Raw genomic sequence first — 18,533 nt, 5'->3', positions numbered from 1 at the left:
GGAGGTTCCCGATGTCAGATCCAATTACCTTTACGCTCGACGGTCAGACCGTGACCGCGCAACCGGGTGAAACGATTTGGGAAGTGGCCAATGGACGCGGCCTTGTGATCCCGCATTTGTGCCACAAACCCGCGCCCGGCTACCGGTCTGACGGCAACTGCCGCGCCTGCATGGTTGCAATCGAGGGCGAGCGGACCTTGGCCGCGAGCTGTATCCGCGAACCCTCCGAAGGCATGGTCGTGACGACCGACCAACCCCGCGAAAAACAGGCGCGCCGCATGGTGATGGAGCTTTTGGTCGCCGACCAGCCCGCCCAAGAGGTGGCGCACGATAAATCCGCGCATCTGTGGGACATGGCCGCGAAACAGGACGTGAGCGAGAGCCGCTTTCCCAAGGCCGATCCCGATCACATCCCCTTGCTTGATGACAGCCATGTGGCGATGTCGGTGAACTTGGATGCCTGCATCCAATGCGGCCTTTGTGTGCGCGCCTGCCGCGAAGTGCAGGTCAACGATGTAATCGGCATGGCAGGGCGCGGCGGCAATGCCTATCCGGTCTTTGATATGGCCGATCCGATGGGCGCGTCCTCTTGTGTGGCCTGTGGCGAATGCGTGCAGGCCTGCCCGACGGGGGCTCTGCTTCCCGCGACGGTGACGGACGAAAACCAGATGGGCGACACGAAAGACTACGACAAAGAGGTCGAAAGCGTCTGCCCGTTCTGCGGTGTCGGCTGCCAGATCAGCCTGAAGATCAAGGACGACAAGGTTAAATTCGTCGAAGGCATCAACGGACCCGCCAATGAGGGGCGGCTTTGCGTGAAAGGGCGGTTCGGGTTCGACTATATCCACCACAATCACCGTTTGACAAAACCATTGATCCGCCGGGATGATGCGCCTGCCAAAGGCCTGAACGTGGACCCCGGCAACTGGCAAACCCATTTCCGCGAAGCCAGCTGGGACGAGGCGCTTGATGTGGCCGCCAAAGGTATGGCCGACATCGGCGGCACCGGTATTGCCGGTTTCGGGTCGGCCAAATGCACCAACGAAGAGGCCTACCTGTTCCAGAAACTGATCCGCCAAGGGTTTGGCCACAACAACGTCGACCACTGCACGCGGCTCTGCCATGCATCCTCGGTTGCGGCGCTGATGGAAAACGTGGGCTCGGGCGCTGTGACCGCGACCTTTAACGAGATCGAGAACGCGGACGTGGCCATCGTCATCGGGGCCAACCCGATTGAGAACCACCCCGTCGCCGCCACCTATTTCAAGCAATTCACCAAACGCGGTGGTAAGCTAATTGTGATGGATCCGCGCGGTCAGGCGCTCAAACGGTTTGCATCCCATATGCTGCAATTCCGGCCCGGTGCGGATGTGTCGATGCTCAACGCAATCATGCATGTGATTGTCGAGGAAGAGCTTTACGACCGCCAGTATATCGAAGCTTACACCGAAAACTGGGAAGCCGAGAAAGCGCATCTTGCCGATTTCACACCAGAGAAGATGGCCAAGATTTGCGGCATTGAGGCCGAGGTGCTGCGCGATGTGGCCCGCACCTTCGCCGGTGCCAAGGCCGCGATGATCTTCTGGGGCATGGGCGTATCGCAACACATCCACGGCACCGACAATTCCCGCTGCCTGATCAGCCTTGCGCTGATGACCGGACAAGTGGGCCGCCCCGGTGCCGGCCTGCACCCGCTGCGCGGACAAAACAATGTGCAAGGTGCCTCTGATGCGGGCCTGATCCCGATGTTCCTGCCTGACTATCAACCTGTAGGCGATGACGGTGTGCGGTCCGCGTTCGAAGAAATCTGGCAAGAAGGCACGATTGACCCCAACAAGGGTCTGACCGTCACGGAAATCCTTGATGCGGTCCACGCAGGTGACATCCACGGGATGTATATCCTTGGCGAAAACCCTGCCATGTCCGATCCTGATGTCGAACATGCCCGCGATGCTTTGGCGAAACTGAAACACCTTGTGGTGCAGGATATCTTCATCACTGAAACGGCAAACTATGCCGATGTGATCCTGCCTGCTGCGGCTTTTGCCGAGAAATCGGGGACCGTCACCAACACCAACCGACAGGTGCAGATGGGCCGTCCTGCCGTGCCACCCCCCGGTGAAGCTCGCGAGGATTGGTGGATCACCACCGCGCTTGCCAAGCGGTTGGGCCTGAACTGGACTTACACCCACCCGCGTGAGGTTTTTGCCGAAATGGCGCTGTCGATGAAATCGCTGTCCAATATCACCTGGGACCGGCTTGAGGTGCAGAACGCGGTGACCTATCCGTCGCTGTCGCCTACGGACCCCGGCCAGCCGATCGTCTTTGGCGATGGTTTCCCCCGCGCCAACGGGCGTGCGCGTTTCACACCTGCAAGTGTGATCGCGCCGGATGAAGCGCCGGATGCGGAATATCCGATGATCATGACAACCGGCCGCCAGTTGGAGCATTGGCACACAGGCTCCATGACGCGGCGGTCACGTGTTCTAGACGCGGTAGAGCCGGAAGCGAACTGTTCGCTGCACCCCTCGACACTGCGCAAACTGGGTGTTGAGCCGGGCGGGATGGTCACCGTCTCGAGCCGCCGTGGCAGCATCACGATCATGGCCCGCGAAGACAGGGCTGTCGCCCCTGATATGGTTTTTGTTCCTTTTGCCTATGTCGAAGCGGCGGCCAACGTGCTGACCAATCCGGCGGTCGATCCTTATGGCAAAATCCCCGAGTTCAAGTTCTCTGCCGTGCGTGTCGAAAAGGCCGAAACCACCGTCGCGGCCGAGTAAGAAACTGCGTATCTAACGCCGGTTTAGGGGGCGCTATTGAATAGCACCCCCGCAACAGCCTAGCCTTTGGCCGAGTGCGGGGCCCATTTTGCGGCTTCTGCAAGACTAACCAAAGGAGACGCGCGATGCGCAGATTGACCCTGATTGCGGCCCTCTCGGGGCTTGCCCTGCCGGCTTTTGCTGATGATGCAGCCCTCTTGATGGGCGTTGACCGCTATCAGGAATTTAGCAGGGTCGGCGATGCAACGGACATTCTGGACGCCTCGGATGAGCTCCGGCAAGCAGGCTATCAGGTCACCACGCTCTCGAACGGCTCTGCGCGCGACATGAAGCGTCTGGCGGAAACATTGGCCGATGACGCGCTGGACGCGGATCGTCTGGTTGTTGCGCTCTCTGGTCGTTTTGCCACGGACGGCACACGGACATGGTTCCTGGCACAGGACGCGCAAACACCCACACCCTTTGGCCTGGATAGCGCGATATCGGTGGACACGGTACTGGATGTCCTTGCGCGCACGCCCGGTCAGGCGATCCTGGTGCTGGGGTACGATCAGGACGGGTTCAGCAGTTTCGGGCGATATCTGCGCGAAGGCGTCGGCAATCTTGAAGTGCCGCAAGGTGTGACTGTGATTTATGGTGAACCGGACCGCGTTACCGAGGTTCTGACTGATGCGGTTGCCGTATCGGGTGGCGATATCATGGCCTATGTGCGCGACAACCGGCGTTTGAACACGCTGGGTTTTCAGCCGCAGAGCCTGATTATGCAGCCGTCAGATGCAGTGCCGGCACCAAACCTGCCCCAAATCGAGCCGAGCCTGACCGCATGGACCAACGCGCAGAATGCAAACACCGCAGATAGCTATCGCGACTTTATTTTCGACCATCCCCGCAGCCCGTATGTCGAAGAAGCGCGCCGCCGTCTGGACCAGATCGAAAATGATCCGGTCAGGCTTGCACAGATTGCCGAGGACGCCCTGAACCTGACCCGCAACGAGCGGCGCGCGATCCAGCGCAATCTCACGCTGCTGGAATTCGATACGCGGGGCGTGGATGGTATCTTTGGCCCCGGCACACGTGGCGCGATCCGCAACTGGCAGCAAAACAACGGGTTTGGGCAGACCTCTTATCTGACCACCGAGCAGATCAACCGCATTGATGCACAGGCCAGCCGCCGCGCCGCGGAAGTCGCAGCCGAGGAAGAGCGGGCGCGCGAAGAAGCCTTGTCTCTGGAGCGTGACTATTGGGAAGAAACCGGAGCACGCGGTACTCCAGCCGGTTATCAGGCCTATTTGGAGCGTTATCCCGACGGTATTTTCGCGGATGAGGCGCGCAACAGGCTGGCTGCATTGAATGATGCAACGAATGAAGCCGCCAATGATGCAGCAAGGGCGCGTGAGGATGCGTTGAATATCAATCCTGTCCTGCGTCGTTTGATCGAGAACCGGCTGCAGCAACTGGGGTTCAATCCGGGACAGGTCGATGGGCGGTTTGACAGCGATACGCGGCGTGCGATCGGGCGCTATCAGGCGCAGGGAAATCTGACATCGACGGGCTATCTGGATCAGGCGACGCTGGCGCGTCTGCTGGCTGATACCTTCGGCCGCTAGGCGTAAGCCGTGATTCTGGCAACGAAGTAGGGCGCCCCGCTTGCCGTGGGGCGCCCTTCTTTTCAGTCTTGCGCTCTTTAGTCTGCGCGCACGTATTTTTCGGCTACAAGCCGGACAAAGCCCTGGCTGCCCTCAAACAGGCGCACACCGATGATGTAGGTGCCTTCCTGCAAACGTACGGCAATCATGCTGTCCAGTCCGTCGCCATAATCGTCGTTCAGTCCGACCTGGCGGCCCAGATCATCATAGAGCACCAGCCAAGGGTCGCTGTTGCCGTTTGCGATGGCTTCGACCACCAAAAGGCCCGCGCCTTCAAAATCAAGGCTGAACCATGTGACATCTTCGGTTGCCTGTACGTCCTGGCGTGTGCGTGAGGTCAGCACGCCAAGATCGGTCACAGGGACGCTGCCGTCCAAAGGTGGTGCGGCCTCGCCACGGGCATAGAGCGCCTGCAAGGCTTCTTCCGCATCATAAGGATTGATGGACAGGGTGATCGGCGCGCTGTCATCGCTGAGTGCTGTCACGCCAAGGCAATAGGTGCCAGCGGCCAAAGTGTCTGTGACATCAAGACGGGAGTTCAAACCGTCATAGTCATCGTTTTCGTCAATGTATGTCTCGCCCGGACCATAGAGGGTAATGACCGGATCGGCGGTTTCATTTTCCGCTGTGATCGTGATTGGCGTCTGACCGTCAAGTTCGAAGCTCCAGAACGGGACCTCTGCGGCCGAGGCCGAGACACTCGCACCGAGCGTGCCGAACGGCACGGCTGTGTCACAGCTGCCTGTTTGGGTGCTTGTCGGCGTGCTGATGCCTTCCGTTAGCGGTTCATGTTCCTGACGGCCAATGCGGACGAATGCGGTCATCGGGCCGCCATCATAGCTGCGCAGAGACATGCAGTAGGTCCCTGCATCAAGCGAGGTTTCCGCACGGGAGGCGGCGTTACCGCCAGAATCATCATCGGAAAGAATGATATCGCCGGTACTGTCGAGCAGGTCGATGACCGGATCGCCCGACCCACGCCCTGCGGCCTCAACGCGGACATCTGTCGGGGCAGAGACGGTGAAAAGGGACACATATTCATTGCCGCCCAGAACCAGCGCCATTTGTTCGCGGTAGGTTGTGGATGTGCTAATGTCCGAGGTGGCTTCATCGCCGCCGATCCACTGACCGTTGTTGCCAAAGCCGCCGCAGATGTCCTGGGCCAATGCCGGTGTTGCGGTGCCCAGCATGAGGGCTGCAATGGCAGATATTCTAAGTGTGGGGCGGGTCATGGAATAAAATCCTTTGTCTTCAAGAAAATTGGAGTGCCACAAAGTAGCGTGATGAAACGCAGTATGACTAGCGAATATTACAGGTTTACCAAGGCGCGATTGTGACTTTTCATCGGGTTTTTTGCAGATATTCCGCTGAGATCGGCCTGTTGGAAAAGAAAAAGGGCCGCGCCAGCGGCACGACCCTTTTCCCAAATATGCTTTCGCAGGTTCAGCCCTGACGGGCTTTGAACCGGCGTTGCGTCTTGTTGATAACATAGACGCGGCCCTTACGGCGCACGACGCGGCAATCGCGGTGGCGCTGCTTGAGCGAGCGGAGGGAGTTACGTACCTTCATGGGGTCGTTTCCTATCTGTCGCGGCGCGCGGACTGCGCCTTGGGTTACATTAACGGGCGGTAAGCCCGATGAATTCATGGTGGACGATACTGGGATCGAACCAGTGACCCCTTCGATGTCAACGAAGTGCTCTACCGCTGAGCTAATCATCCATGTCTTCTGCGTTTTGCGACACGTCCCATAACGAAATAGGACGCGGGCAATCCGCGTCAGTCGTGCGGTCTATAAAAGGAGTCGACAAAGGGATCAAGGGCTTTTGGTATTTTCCCGAAATGCGCTATCTGTTGTGCTGAAGGGAAGAAAATATTGCTCAAAACGGCCTACACTCTGACCCGACCACAGGTGCGCACCACAAGCGTTGTCTTTGCGTCGCCCCATAGCGGACGCGATTATCCTGACGCGTTCTTGCGCCGGTCGGTTCTGAATGCAAGCGAGATCCGTTCGTCCGAGGACGCCTTTGTCGATCAGCTTTTCGCAGCCGTGCCTGACCACGGCGCACCGCTGTTGACGGCAACAGCGCCGCGCGCCTTTCTTGATCTGAACCGCGGTGTGGATGAACTTGATCAGGCCCTGATCGAAGGGGTGCGCCGCAACGCGCATAATCCGCGCATTGCCAGCGGGCTCGGGGTGATCCCGCGAGTTGTGGCCAATGGCCGCCAGATCTATCGCGGCAAACTTACACTGGCCGAGGCGCATCTGCGCATTGCGCAATACTGGCGTCCCTACCATGACCAGTTGCAGACCTTGCTGGATGAAAGCAATAACACCTATGGCGAGGCGATTTTGATTGATTGCCATTCCATGCCCCATGAAGCGCTGGAAAACGTAGGCCCTCCGGGCAGTGCGCGTCCTGATGTGGTTCTGGGTGACCGGTTTGGCTCTACCGCCGCGGCATCTGTTGTGGAGCAGGTGGAGGCCGCATTCACCAGTGCCGGCTTGCGCGTCGCACGGAACATGCCCTTCGCGGGTGCTTTTATTACGCAACACTATGGCCGCCCGTCACGCCAGCAACACGCCATTCAGATCGAAATCGACCGTGCGCTTTACATGAACGAACGCACATTGGAACTGAACGCAGACTTCGCGGTCTTTCAGGCGCTCTTGTCAGGCGTGATCGCCGAGATTGCGGAGATTGGACGTCCGGCCGATTTGCGGGTGGCTGCTGAGTGATGTTGGCGCGACGACCGAATTGTGAATGGTGCGATAAGGATTTGCCGCCCTGTAAGGTGGATTGAAATCCACCTTACCCTCAACGCAGGGCGCGTCCTTTGATGATGGCATCCTTGCCAAACTTCTCACGGATTTTGTCAGCGGCTTTTTCAGCGTCGGCCCGTTTTTGCGCGCCGGGGTCCAGCAAATCACCTTCGCGGTCGGCATCGGCAGCAGGGGTGATCTCGGACAGCCCCACCCCCAGCAGACGAAACGGCCCGCGTCCGCTGACCTGATCGAACAAGCCGCGCGCCGTGCGATAGATGGTGTCGGCAATCTGGGTCGGATGGCGCAGGCTTTGCCGTTTCGAGATCAGTTTGAAATCCGAGGTTTTCAACTTCAACGTCACTACCCGTCCCGCTTTATCCTGCGCTTTGGCGCGTGCGCTGACCTTCTCGGCCATCCGCCACAGGTGGCCATCCAGAATATCCACATCGCCGGTGTCTTCGTTGAAAGTCGTCTCGTTCGACAGCGTTTTTACAGGGCTATGGGGTGAAATCCGTCGCCCGTCCTCGCCGCGGGCAAGGCTGTAGAGCCGCTCGCCCATGCCGCCAAAGCGGTCATGCAGATCCCGCCTGTCCCAGCGCAGAAGGTCGTCAAAGGTACGAATCCCTGCACCCTCCAGGCTGGCCTGTGCGGCCGGCCCGATGCCCCAGATCAGGCGCACGGATTTGGGGCGCAGAAATGCGGTGGTTTCTGCCTTGCCGATAATCGAGAAGCCGCGTGGTTTGTCGAGGTCCGAGGCCACTTTGGCGAGGAATTTGTTGTGCGACAGCCCGATTGATCCTGTCAGCCCCAGTTCGTCTTTCATCCGTTTGACCAGACGCGCCAGCATGACCGCAGGGGGCGCATGGTGCAGGCGTTCGGTGCCTGTCAGGTCCATGAAGGCTTCATCCAGTGACAAGGGCTCCACAATCGGTGTCAGTTCATCCATCATCGCGCGGATGGCGCGCGAGGCTTCGGTGTAGGCGGGAAAGTTGGGGCGCACGACAACTGCTTCGGGGCAAAGCTTCAGCGCCTGAAACATCGGCATCGCAGATTTCACGCCTTTGATCCGCGCGACATAACAGGCGGTTGACACCACGCCGCGCCGCCCGCCGCCGATGATCACGGGTTTATCTGCGAGATCCGGGTTGTCGCGCTTTTCCACCGAGGCATAGAAGGCATCGCAATCCATATGCGCGATGGTCAGGTCAAATAGTTCCGGATGCCGCGTCACCCTTGGACTGCGGCATTGTGGACAACGGGACTCATTGTCGAATGTGGTCAGGCAATCGCGACAAAGTGCTGGCATGAAGGCAGTGTAGAAGGGGCAGGATTTGGACACAACGGCCGGCATGATGGTGCGAGGATGCTGCTGGTGGCGTTGCGTCGCGAAAATGCCACGGTGCGACGGATGGCATTCCGGGCTGAAATTTCTCATTGCGTTGCGCGCCGATCTGTCTATGAGTTTCCAATAGGAAACACACCAACCGGGAGAGTCCGGTTTGGTCTGGCGCCGAAGGAGCAACCGCCCCGGTCACTCTCAGGCAAAAGGACCGGTTGGGGTGCAACACGCCGAAGAGAGGCCTTGAGTGGTCCGCCGAAGGAGCAAGCCCGATTGGGCGAATCTCTCAGGTACAGCAGACGGCGGGGGCAGATGGTAGGGAGTTTACCATGCCTAAAGTTGCTGTATTGGGCGCCGGAATCACCGGCGTCACCACCGCTTATTCACTTCACACACGCGGATATGACGTGACCGTCTATGATCGCCAGCGCTATGCGGCGATGGAAACCAGCTTTGCCAATGGCGGGCAGCTCAGCGCGTCGAATGCGGAGGTCTGGAACCAATGGTCCACGGTTCTGAAGGGCATCAAATGGATGCTGCAACAGGACGCACCATTGTCGGTGAACCCGAGCCCCAGCTGGCATAAAATTAGCTGGATGGCGGCGTTTCTGGCCAATATTCCGCACTATAAAGCGAACACCGTCGCAACCGCGCGGATGGCGGTGACGGCGCGTGCAGGTCTGGCGGAAATGGCTGATCATGCCGGGATTGATTTTGATTTCACGCCTGCGGGAATTCTGCATTTCTATAAGACCGAAAAAGACTTTGCCCATGCGCGCAAGGTGACCGCGCTTTTGGCACAAGGCGGATTGGCGCGGCGCGAATTGAGTGCAGAGGAAACCCTTGCCACAGAGCCTACATTGCGCGGCGATATTCTGGGCGGGTTCTGGACCGAAAGCGACAGCACAGGCGATATCCACAAATTCACGGTCGGTCTGGCCGCTTGGCTGCGCCAGCAGGGTGTGCAGTTTGAAATGGGCCATGCGGTCGAGGATGTTGCAGCGGATGCGGATGGCGTGACGGTGCGGGCACGGACCGAGCAGCGTTTTGATGCGGTGGTTGTTTCGGCGGGCGTTGCGTCACGCGGTTTTGCAAAGAAACTGGGCGACCGCGTGAATGTGTATCCGGTGAAGGGCTATTCCATCACCGTAAACCTGCCGGATGCGCAATCGCAGGCGGCGGCACCAACGGTTTCGCTGCTGGACGACAAGGCCAAGATCGTCACTTCGCGCTTGGGGCGTGACCGGTTCCGCATTGCAGGCACGGCGGAATTCAACGGCGAGAACCGCGATATCCGTGCGGATCGTGTGAAACCGCTGGTGCAGTGGTGCGAGGCGCATTTCCCTGATGTCAGCACGGAAAACGTCGTGCCTTGGGCGGGGCTGCGCCCGATGATGCCCAATATGATGCCGCGTGTCGGTGCCGGGCGTCATCCGCGTGTTTTCTATAATACCGGGCACGGGCACCTTGGCTGGACCCTTTCGGCGGCAACGTCCGATCTCGTTGCAAGTGCGGTACAGTCGCGTGTTTTCGCGCCCAAATCGCACAGTATGCAACAGCATACATTGAAATCAGCATAGCAGCTACTTATCTATCCCTCATAATTATGAGGGATAGATACATGCCTATTGAAGACCTTTTTTCCGAGTTTCTGGGCCAAAATGTGCTTTGGCTACTTCTGGCGGTGTTCATCATCGTCTGCATCATGGCGGGTGTCCGCATCGTGCCGCAGTCGGAGAAATTCGTCGTCGAACGGCTCGGACGTTTGCGCGCGGTCCTAGGGCCCGGGATCAACTTTATTGTGCCGTTTCTGGATCGGGTCCGGCACAAGGTCTCCATCCTTGAGCGTCAATTGCCGTCAATGAATCAGGATGCGATCACATCGGACAACGTGCTGGTACAGGTCGAAACATCGGTATTTTACCGCATCATCGAGCCTGAAAAGACCGTCTACCGGATCCGTGATGTTGATGGTGCGATCTCGACCACTGTTGCGGGCATCGTGCGGTCGGAAATCGGCCGCATGGAACTGGATCAGGTACAGGCGAACCGTTCGAGCCTGATTGAAGCGGTCCGCACCCAAGTGGCCCAGCAGGTTGATGACTGGGGCATCGAAGTGACCCGCGCCGAGATCCTCGATGTAAATCTGGATCAGGCAACCCGCGAAGCGATGCTGCAACAGCTGAACGCGGAACGTGCGCGTCGTGCGCAGGTGACCGAAGCCGAGGGTAAAAAGCGCGCGGTTGAGCTACAATCGGATGCGGAACTTTATGCCGCCGAGCAGGAAGCCAAGGCGCGCCGTATTCTGGCTGATGCCGAAGCCTATGCGACGCAGGTTGTTGCCGTGGCGATTGCGGAAAATGGTTTGGAGGCGGCGCAGTATCAGGTTGCCCTCAAGCAGGTTGAAGCCTTGCAAAAGCTGGGTGACGGCACCGGCAGCCAGACTGTTATTCTGCCCGCCAATGCGCTTGATGCCTTTGCCAACGCATTTCAGATGCTGAAAGGACGTGGATAATGCCGCTTTGGACAGAATGGTGGGTGTGGATGTCGGGGGCTTTGATCCTCGCGACGCTCGAAGTGTTGATCCCGGGCTATATATTTCTGGGGTTCGCCATAGGTGCGGCCATGATGGGGCTGCTGATCCTCTTCGGGATTTCGGCGTCAGGCTTTGCGCTCACGCTGGTGATCTTTTCGGTCCTGTCGCTGATTTCCTATCTGGTGATGCGGAAATACTTCGCCCTCAAGACCGGACAGGTTAAAATCTGGGAAACCGACGTCAACGATTGATCTGTCGTTCCAGATTTTCAGACTTGGAAACCCCCTGCCCTAGTGGTTGGGGGTTTTTGCTTGCGGTGATGCCAGCTCCGCCAGAATGCTTTGTGCTGCGGCCTTTGGGTTCGCGGCTTGCCAGATCGGGCGGCCCACAACCACATGGTCCGCGCCGTTTGCGATGGCCTGCGCTGGTGTCATGACCCGTTTTTGATCCCCAAGTGCTGCACCTGCGGGCCGCACGCCGGGGGTGACGATCAGTTTGCCTTCCGCTTCGGGCAGGGCGCGGATCAGTGCCGCCTCTTGTGGCGATGCGATGACACCGTCAGCCCCGTTCGAGAGCGCGATGCCGGCGCGTTCCTGCACCAGATCGGCCACATTGCCAGCCTTGATGCAGGATGCATCCAGATCGTCGCGGTCCAGTGATGTCAGAATGGTTACGGCCAAGATCTTCATGTTGGACCCGCCAGCCCCTTCACGCGCTGCACGTACGACATGGGGGTCGCCATGCACGGTCAGGAAATCCAGATCGAATTGGGCCACACCACGCACCGCAGCCTCGACTGTCGCTCCGATGTCAAAGAATTTCATATCAAGGAAAATGCGTTTGCCATGTTCCTGCTTAAGCTCATTGGCAAGCGCCAAGCCGCCACCTGTCAGCATCCCGAGCCCGATTTTGTAGAAGCTCACGCTGTCGCCCAGCGTGTTGGCCAGTTCCAGCCCTTCAAGGACGTTCGGCACGTCCATTGCTACGATCAAACGGTCATCGGACATATGCAAACTCCTTGGCTGATTTGCCACGGGTCTAGCGATTGCGGGCGGGCGGTGCAAATGCAATGGCGCAGCCTCTCCCGTGGCCGCGCCATTGCCCCTGGCCGCCATCACCGACGCCGACCAAGGTGGGGGTTTGCAGAAAGCGCGTTGTGTAATTGCACAAGTCCCTCTCTGCAGATCAAGTCTGGGCAAGTTGGGGATAGAAAGCGCGGGGAATAATTGTTGCGATCTCCCCGTTGTCAAAAATCCTGTTCACAACCTTGCGAGCGAACCTTCCGATGCCCATCTATATAGCGAGGCCCAATCAGGGGTGTGCCGCCAAGCGGGCATCCATAAACCCGGGCGCTTAACAAAGGAGAGACCCATGAACTTAGAAAAGTTCACCGAGCGGTCGCGCGGCTTCATTCAGGCCGCCCAGACGATCGCTATGCGCGAGGACCACCAGAAACTCGCCCCCGAGCACCTGCTCAAAGCTTTGCTTGATGATGAAGAAGGGTTGGCCACCAACCTGATTTCTCGTGCAGGTGGCGATGCGCCCGCTGTTGTCGGCGCTGTCGAGGCAGCCCTTGCCAAAATCCCAAAGGTTTCCGGAGATACGGGGCAGGTTTATTTGGACAATACCACTGCCAAAGTCGTGGATGAGGCTGAGAAGATCGCCAAGAAAGCCGGAGACAGCTTTGTCCCGGTTGAGCGATTGCTGACGGCACTCGCTGTCGTCAAATCCAAGGCCAAGGATGCGCTGGATGCCGGTGGCGTTTCCGCCATGAAGCTGAACGCGGCCATCAACGATATCCGCAAAGGCCGGACCGCCGATAGCGCCACAGCTGAAGACAGCTTTGATGCGCTCAAGAAATATGCCCGCGACCTGACCGAGGCCGCAGAGCAGGGCAAGATCGACCCGATCATCGGCCGTGACGAAGAAATTCGCCGCGCGATGCAGGTGTTGTCGCGTCGGACCAAAAACAACCCAGTTTTGATCGGTGAACCCGGTGTCGGTAAGACCGCCATCGCCGAAGGTCTTGCGCTGCGCATTGTTGATGGTGACGTGCCCGAAAGCCTGCGCAACAAAAAGCTGATGGCGCTGGATATGGGGGCGCTGATTGCCGGTGCGAAATACCGCGGTGAGTTTGAGGAACGTCTCAAGGCGGTGTTGAAAGAGATCGAATCGGCGGCTGGTGAAATCATCCTGTTCATCGACGAGATGCACACGCTTGTCGGGGCAGGGGCATCCGAGGGTTCAATGGATGCGGCCAACCTGATCAAACCGGCCCTGGCGCGGGGCGAATTGCACTGCGTGGGTGCCACGACGCTGAATGAATACCGCAAGTATGTGGAAAAGGACGCAGCCTTGGCCCGCCGGTTCCAGCCTTTGATGGTCGAAGAGCCAACTGTGTCGGACACGGTCAGCATCTTGCGCGGTATTAAAGAAAAGTATGAGTTGCACCATGGTGTGCGCATCAGTGACGCGGCACTTGTGGCTGCGGCGACGCTGTCGCACCGCTATATCACGGATCGCTTCTTGCCTGACAAAGCTATCGACCTGATGGACGAGGCCGCAAGCCGTCTGCGCATGGAAGTGGACAGCAAGCCAGAAGAGCTCGATGCGCTGGATCGCCAGATCCTGCAGTTGCAAATCGAATCCGAGGCTTTGAAGAAAGAAGACGACAAAGCCTCCAAGGATCGTTTGGAAAAGCTGGAGAAAGAACTGGCCGACCTGCAGGATCGTGCGTCTGAGATGACGGCGAAATGGCAGGCCGAGCGTGACAAGCTTGAAAGCACACGCAACGCCAAGGAAAAGCTGGACCGTGCGCGCGCCGAACTGGATATCGCCAAGCGCGAAGGCAACCTGCAGCGGGCAGGTGAGCTGTCCTATGGTGTGATCCCGGAGCTTGAGCGTTTGGTTGCGAAGGTTGAAGACGCTGAAGGCGACGACCTGATGGTCGAAGAAGCCGTGCGGCCCGAGCAGATCGCCGAAGTCGTCGAGCGTTGGACGGGGATTCCCACGTCCAAGATGCTGGAAGGCGAACGCGACAAGCTCTTGCGCATGGAAGATGAGCTGGGCAAGCGTGTGATTGGCCAGAAAAGCGCCGTGCGCGCGGTTGCCAATGCCGTGCGCCGTGCCCGTGCCGGTCTGAATGACGAGAACCGCCCGCTGGGGTCGTTCCTGTTCCTCGGGCCAACGGGTGTTGGTAAGACCGAGTTGACCAAGGCTGTGGCCGAGTACCTCTTTGATGATGACAGCGCGATGGTGCGTATTGATATGTCGGAATTCATGGAGAAACACGCAGTCGCCCGTCTGATCGGTGCACCTCCGGGCTACGTCGGCTATGACGAAGGCGGTGTGTTGACCGAGGCCGTGCGGCGCAGACCTTATCAGGTCGTGCTATTCGACGAGGTCGAAAAGGCGCACCCCGATGTCTTCAACGTGCTGTTGCAGGTCCTGGACGATGGTGTGCTGACCGATGGTCAGGGTCGTACGGTGGACTTCAAGCAGACGCTGATCGTGCTGACATCCAACCTTGGGGCGCAGTCGCTGAGCCAACTGCCTGATGGGGCCGATGCCAGCGATGCCAAGCGTGATGTGATGGATGCTGTGCGTGCGCACTTCCGGCCAGAGTTCCTGAACCGTCTCGACGAGACGATCATCTTTGACCGTCTGGCCCGCGAAGACATGGCAGGCATTGTCACGATCCAGCTCAAGCGGCTTGAAAAGCGGCTTGCAGGGCGGAACATCCATCTTGATCTGGATGAGGCCGCGCTGAAATGGCTGGCCGATGAGGGCTATGATCCGGTGTTCGGTGCGCGTCCGCTCAAGCGGGTGATCCAGCGTGCACTGCAAGACCAGCTGGCCGAGATGATCCTGGCCGGTGACGTCATGGACGGTGACACGATCCGTGTCAGCGCCGGTGCAGATGGCTTGTTGGTGGGTGACCGCGTGGCGGGATCAAACCGGCCACGGCCGGATGATGCAGTCGTACATTGAGCAAATGATCGGGGCGCCTTTGGGCGCCCCTTTTTCGTTGTGGGTCCGTGGGGCACTTGTGGGTCAGCAAAGCTGCCCTATAAGGGTGTCATGACAACAAACCTGCCAGAATCCACACATTCGCTTCTTGATGACGTCCAAGGCATGTCGCTTGGTATCTTTCTTGCCGCGATTGGTTTGAACATACTGACGACGGTTGGGCTGATTACCGGACAGACAGCCGGAATTGCGGTGATTATTTCTTACCTCAGCGGGTATTCATTCGGTGTGGTCTTCTTTGCGGTAAATCTGCCGTTCTACGTCCTGGCGTGGAAACGTCTGGGCGCCACTTTCACCATTAAGTCGCTGATCTCTGTGACGCTTTTGTCAGTCCTGAGCGAGATCATCCCGCTTGGCATGGTATTCTCGTATATTGACCCGCTGTTAGGTGCGCTGACATTTGGTGCTTTGCTCGGGGTCGCTCTTTTGGTGCTCTTCCGGCACAACGGATCGCTGGGTGGATTGGGCGTTGTGGCTCTGCTGATCCAGGATACGACAGGGTTTCGCGCCGGATATGTGCAGCTCATCTTTGACGCCCTTATCTTCGGGCTGGCGTTCTTTCTCTTTGATCCGTTGTTGGTGTTCTATTCGCTCGTGGGCGCTGTGGTGCTCAACCTGATCATTGCGATCAATCACCGGCGCGACCGTTACGTCGCACGATAACAAAAAAGCCCCGGCGATGTGCCGGGGCTTTGGTAGACCTTGTGGTCAATCGTTTACATGGACGGCAGGATAACCGCGTCGATCACGTGGATGACGCCGTTCGATGCTTCGATGTCAGCTGTAACGACATTTGCGCCGTCAACCATCACGCCACCTTCGGTCATGATTGTGACGTCAGCACCGTTTACGGTTGTCGCCATCATGTTGTTGCTCAGGTCTGTGGACATCACTTTGCCTGGGACAACGTGGTATGTCAGGATCGCGGCCAGTGCTTCCGGATCGGCAAGCAGACCTTCAACTGTACCTTCTGGCAGTGCAGCAAAAGCTTCGTCTGTTGGTGCGAAAACAGTGAACGGGCCTTCGCCCTTCAGTGTCTCAACCAGACCAGCCGCTTCGACAGCTGCAACCAGAGTTGTGAAGCTGCCTGCATCAATCGCTGTGTCGACGATGTCTTTTGAGTGGCCTGCTGCAAAGGCGGATGTCGATGTCAGGGCAGCTGTCGTTGTCAGTGCGATAAAAGTTCTGCGTAGCATTTGTTTTCTCCTAGTTTCAAAGCATGCCTTGTCGATGGCATTGTGCTTTTTACGAAGGCAGATCGCCTTGGATCATGGGGGAATTTTGCCGACGCCGCTTGACGATTACAGCAATTCACCTAAGCCGCGATGATTTGCTGTTTCCAGTCACAGGTGCGTGAAACTTTGTGATTGATCCCGTATATTTTTGGAACATTTCAATGATCTGGCGGCAACGTGAGACATCTTTCAAACGTTATCCCCTATATACTGTCAGGAACTGAAAAGATCGGAGATCCAAGATGGCATATCGCTGGACCAATACTTTGACAAAGGCTGACGTCACACCAAAGTCGGCTTATCTGAACCGGCGCCAGATTCTGGCGGGCACGATCGGCCTTGGCGCGATTGGCCTTGCGGGCCGCGCCGCCGCACAGGGCGACCTCGAGCCCAACACGCTGGAAGAGATCACAAGCTACAACAACTTCTACGAGTTCGGCACCGGCAAGAATGATCCGGCCCAAAACGCACATAAGATGGTGACATCGCCCTGGTCGATCAAAGTGGACGGCATGGTCGATAACCCCGGTGACTATGCGCTGGATGACCTGCTGGCCGGGTTATCGGTTGAAGACCGGCTCTATCGCTTCCGTTGTGTCGAGGCATGGTCGATGGTCGTGCCGTGGAACGGGATCGAGCTCGCAGATATCCTCGATAGGGTCGGGGTTCAGTCGCGCGCAAAATATGTGGCTTTTGAAACGGTCGTGCAGCCAGAGAACATGATCGGCGTCCAACGCCGCGTTCTGGATTTCCCTTATGTCGAGGGCTTGCGCCTTGACGAGGCAATGCACCCGCTGACGATTATGGCGACCGGCATCTATGATGAGCCGCTTTATAACCAGTCCGGCGCGCCGATCCGTTTGGTCGTGCCGTGGAAGTACGGGTTCAAGTCGATCAAATCCATTGTGCGGATTACGCTGACCGATCGTGAACCACCGACCAGCTGGAACAAGGCCAATGCGCGTGAATACGGGTTCTACAGTAACGTGAACCCGAACGTGGATCACCCGCGCTGGAGCCAGGCAACCGAGCGCCGCATTGGCGGCGGTTTGTTCGCAACGCGTCAGGACACGCTGATGTTCAACGGCTATCCCGAAGTCGCTCCGCTTTATGCAGGCCAGGATCTGAGCGTGGATATCTAAAGTGACAGTGGCCCAACCCATCAACAGCGTTCTGCGTCGGTTGCCCGCCGGCACGATCTATATCGTCAGCGCGCTTTACGCCTGCTGGGAGTTCTGGCGCGCCCTGAACCAGCTTGGCCCCTATCTGGTCGAGCCGATCAACGTGCTTGAACGGGCCTATGGTGAAATCGCCCTGATCCTGATGGTGGCGGGATTAACCGTTACACCGTTGCGCAAATGGACCGGTCTGAACCTGCTCAAGTTCCGGCGCGCGATCGGTGTCAGTGCATTCTTCTTTGTGCTGGCGCATTTCCTGGTTTTCGCGGTTCTTGATGTGCAAAGTCTTAGCCGCGTCTGGGAAGAAGTCGTGAAGCGCCCCTATGTCACCGTCGGGATGGCGTCATTCGTGATGTTGATTCCGCTCGCGATGACATCAAACAACCTGTCCCTGCGCAAAATGGGGGCCGCGTCCTGGCGCAAGCTGCACAAGCTGACCTATCCGGCCGCCGTTCTGGGCGCGTTGCATTATCTCTGGCTCGCAAAGGGCTTCCAGATCGAGCCGCTGATCTATTTGATTTTGGTGCTGGCGCTGGTCGGGGCGCGGTATGTGTCTCTGGAGCGGAAGCGACAGCCAGCCTCGGGGTAAACGAGCTGATATTGCGACATTGCCCACGGACCCGGCAGCGAAAACTGCCGGGTCTTTGTGTGGTGAGGAGGTGAATCAGAATGAATCACCATCTCAGCTTCATCTCAATGCCTTAAGAAAGTGTGAATAGCAGCGATTCAGAGCGATTTTGGTACGTGAGTCTTCGTGAATCTTGAAGGCTCTAGTAGGAGACTCTGTGGATAACCCCAAATCTGGTATGTTCTATTTCTATTCTGCCTAAGAAAATTGCGACAACGGGGGGTTCTGGCGCATTTAAAATACCACAAGCCATTAAAAACAAACGTATATTCAGAGATGTCATAAAAAATGCACTTTTCTCGAAAAAAGGGGTTGCGGGTATCTTCGAGTAACCGTAGAACCCCCTTCACCGGCGGCGCAGAGATGCGGCGGCGGGGCGCCAGACGGGCTTACGGG

At 58.0% G+C, this 18,533-nt stretch carries 15 protein-coding genes, 1 tRNA gene and 1 riboswitch; of the genes, 10 read left to right on the top strand and 6 right to left on the bottom strand.

What is annotated here, in order from left to right:
• Nucleotides 1-11: 11 nt before the first annotated feature.
• Complete coding sequence (gene fdhF / locus C7964_RS15680; RefSeq protein WP_110280611.1) at nt 12-2,780, top strand: formate dehydrogenase subunit alpha; 2,769 nt, start codon at nt 12-14, stop codon at nt 2,778-2,780.
• Nucleotides 2,781-2,905: 125 nt separating this feature from the next.
• Nucleotides 2,906-4,387, top strand: a complete 1,482-nt coding sequence (locus C7964_RS15675; RefSeq protein ID WP_110280610.1) for a peptidoglycan-binding domain-containing protein — start codon at nt 2,906-2,908, stop codon at nt 4,385-4,387.
• A 77-nt stretch (nt 4,388-4,464) separates the two neighbouring features.
• Here C7964_RS15675 and C7964_RS15670 read toward each other — a convergent pair whose 3' ends face one another.
• The 3 genes from C7964_RS15670 to C7964_RS15660 form a co-directional block, all read right to left on the bottom strand.
• On the bottom strand, nt 4,465-5,658 hold the full coding sequence (locus tag C7964_RS15670) for a PPC domain-containing protein (RefSeq protein ID WP_110280609.1): 1,194 nt from the start codon (nt 5,656-5,658) through the stop codon (nt 4,465-4,467).
• Between the two features lie 211 nt (nt 5,659-5,869).
• Nucleotides 5,870-5,995, bottom strand: coding sequence for a type B 50S ribosomal protein L36 (gene ykgO, locus C7964_RS20015; protein WP_010141322.1), 126 nt, complete (start codon nt 5,993-5,995; stop codon nt 5,870-5,872).
• Between the two features lie 77 nt (nt 5,996-6,072).
• Nucleotides 6,073-6,147, bottom strand: a tRNA-Val gene (locus tag C7964_RS15660).
• A gap of 154 nt (nt 6,148-6,301) precedes the next feature.
• Between C7964_RS15660 and C7964_RS15655 the strand changes: the two genes are divergently transcribed.
• On the top strand, nt 6,302-7,165 hold the full coding sequence (locus C7964_RS15655; protein WP_110280608.1) for an N-formylglutamate amidohydrolase: 864 nt from the start codon (nt 6,302-6,304) through the stop codon (nt 7,163-7,165).
• A 79-nt stretch (nt 7,166-7,244) separates the two neighbouring features.
• Here C7964_RS15655 and C7964_RS15650 read toward each other — a convergent pair whose 3' ends face one another.
• A complete protein-coding gene (locus C7964_RS15650; protein ID WP_110280732.1) occupies nt 7,245-8,498 on the bottom strand; it encodes a DNA polymerase IV in 1,254 nt (417 codons plus the stop codon).
• A 169-nt stretch (nt 8,499-8,667) separates the two neighbouring features.
• Nucleotides 8,668-8,755, top strand: a riboswitch (glycine riboswitch).
• A 105-nt stretch (nt 8,756-8,860) separates the two neighbouring features.
• On the opposite strand from C7964_RS15650, the gene C7964_RS15645 reads away from it, so the two are divergent.
• Genes C7964_RS15645 through C7964_RS15635 form a run of 3 tightly spaced genes read left to right on the top strand, consistent with a single transcriptional unit; the run spans nt 8,861 to nt 11,318 of the window.
• Nucleotides 8,861-10,111, top strand: coding sequence for a D-amino acid dehydrogenase (locus C7964_RS15645; RefSeq protein WP_110280607.1), 1,251 nt, complete (start codon nt 8,861-8,863; stop codon nt 10,109-10,111).
• A gap of 41 nt (nt 10,112-10,152) precedes the next feature.
• The gene (locus C7964_RS15640; protein ID WP_110280606.1) at nt 10,153-11,046 is read left to right on the top strand and encodes an SPFH domain-containing protein; all 894 of its coding nucleotides are present in this window, start codon (nt 10,153-10,155) and stop codon (nt 11,044-11,046) included.
• Complete coding sequence (locus C7964_RS15635) at nt 11,046-11,318, top strand: NfeD family protein (protein ID WP_055296985.1); 273 nt, start codon at nt 11,046-11,048, stop codon at nt 11,316-11,318. Before C7964_RS15640 ends, C7964_RS15635 begins: the two co-directional genes overlap by 1 nt.
• Nucleotides 11,319-11,357: 39 nt before the next feature.
• Here the strand turns inward: C7964_RS15635 and pyrF are convergent, their stop codons facing one another.
• Nucleotides 11,358-12,074 carry an orotidine-5'-phosphate decarboxylase gene (gene pyrF, locus C7964_RS15630; protein WP_110280605.1) on the bottom strand — a complete coding sequence of 239 codons (717 nt, stop codon included), beginning with the start codon at nt 12,072-12,074 and terminating at the stop codon, nt 11,358-11,360.
• 364 nt (nt 12,075-12,438) lie between these two features.
• Here pyrF and clpB point away from each other — a divergent pair, with 364 nt between their 5' ends.
• Both clpB and C7964_RS15620 read left to right on the top strand, forming a co-directional pair.
• Nucleotides 12,439-15,057, top strand: a complete 2,619-nt coding sequence (gene clpB, locus C7964_RS15625) for an ATP-dependent chaperone ClpB (protein ID WP_110280604.1) — start codon at nt 12,439-12,441, stop codon at nt 15,055-15,057.
• Between the two features lie 90 nt (nt 15,058-15,147).
• Nucleotides 15,148-15,759: a YitT family protein gene (locus C7964_RS15620; protein WP_110280603.1), complete on the top strand. Its 612-nt coding sequence runs from the start codon at nt 15,148-15,150 to the stop codon at nt 15,757-15,759.
• Nucleotides 15,760-15,812: 53 nt separating this feature from the next.
• On the opposite strand, the gene C7964_RS15615 is transcribed toward C7964_RS15620, so the two are convergent.
• The gene (locus C7964_RS15615; RefSeq protein WP_110280602.1) at nt 15,813-16,292 is read right to left on the bottom strand and encodes a fasciclin domain-containing protein; all 480 of its coding nucleotides are present in this window, start codon (nt 16,290-16,292) and stop codon (nt 15,813-15,815) included.
• Nucleotides 16,293-16,573: 281 nt separating this feature from the next.
• Between C7964_RS15615 and msrP the strand changes: the two genes are divergently transcribed.
• Complete coding sequence (gene msrP / locus C7964_RS15610; RefSeq protein WP_110280601.1) at nt 16,574-17,473, top strand: protein-methionine-sulfoxide reductase catalytic subunit MsrP; 900 nt, start codon at nt 16,574-16,576, stop codon at nt 17,471-17,473.
• Between the two features lies 1 nt (nt 17,474).
• The gene (gene msrQ / locus C7964_RS15605; protein WP_110280600.1) at nt 17,475-18,098 is read left to right on the top strand and encodes a protein-methionine-sulfoxide reductase heme-binding subunit MsrQ; all 624 of its coding nucleotides are present in this window, start codon (nt 17,475-17,477) and stop codon (nt 18,096-18,098) included.
• Nucleotides 18,099-18,533: the final 435 nt, after the last annotated feature.

The organism is Loktanella sp. PT4BL, assembly GCF_003201935.1.
In the GTDB taxonomy this organism is placed as follows: Bacteria; Pseudomonadota; Alphaproteobacteria; order Rhodobacterales; family Rhodobacteraceae; genus Yoonia.
Note: the sequence above shows the minus strand (reverse complement) of the source record. Positions and strands in the feature narration are given on the sequence as shown.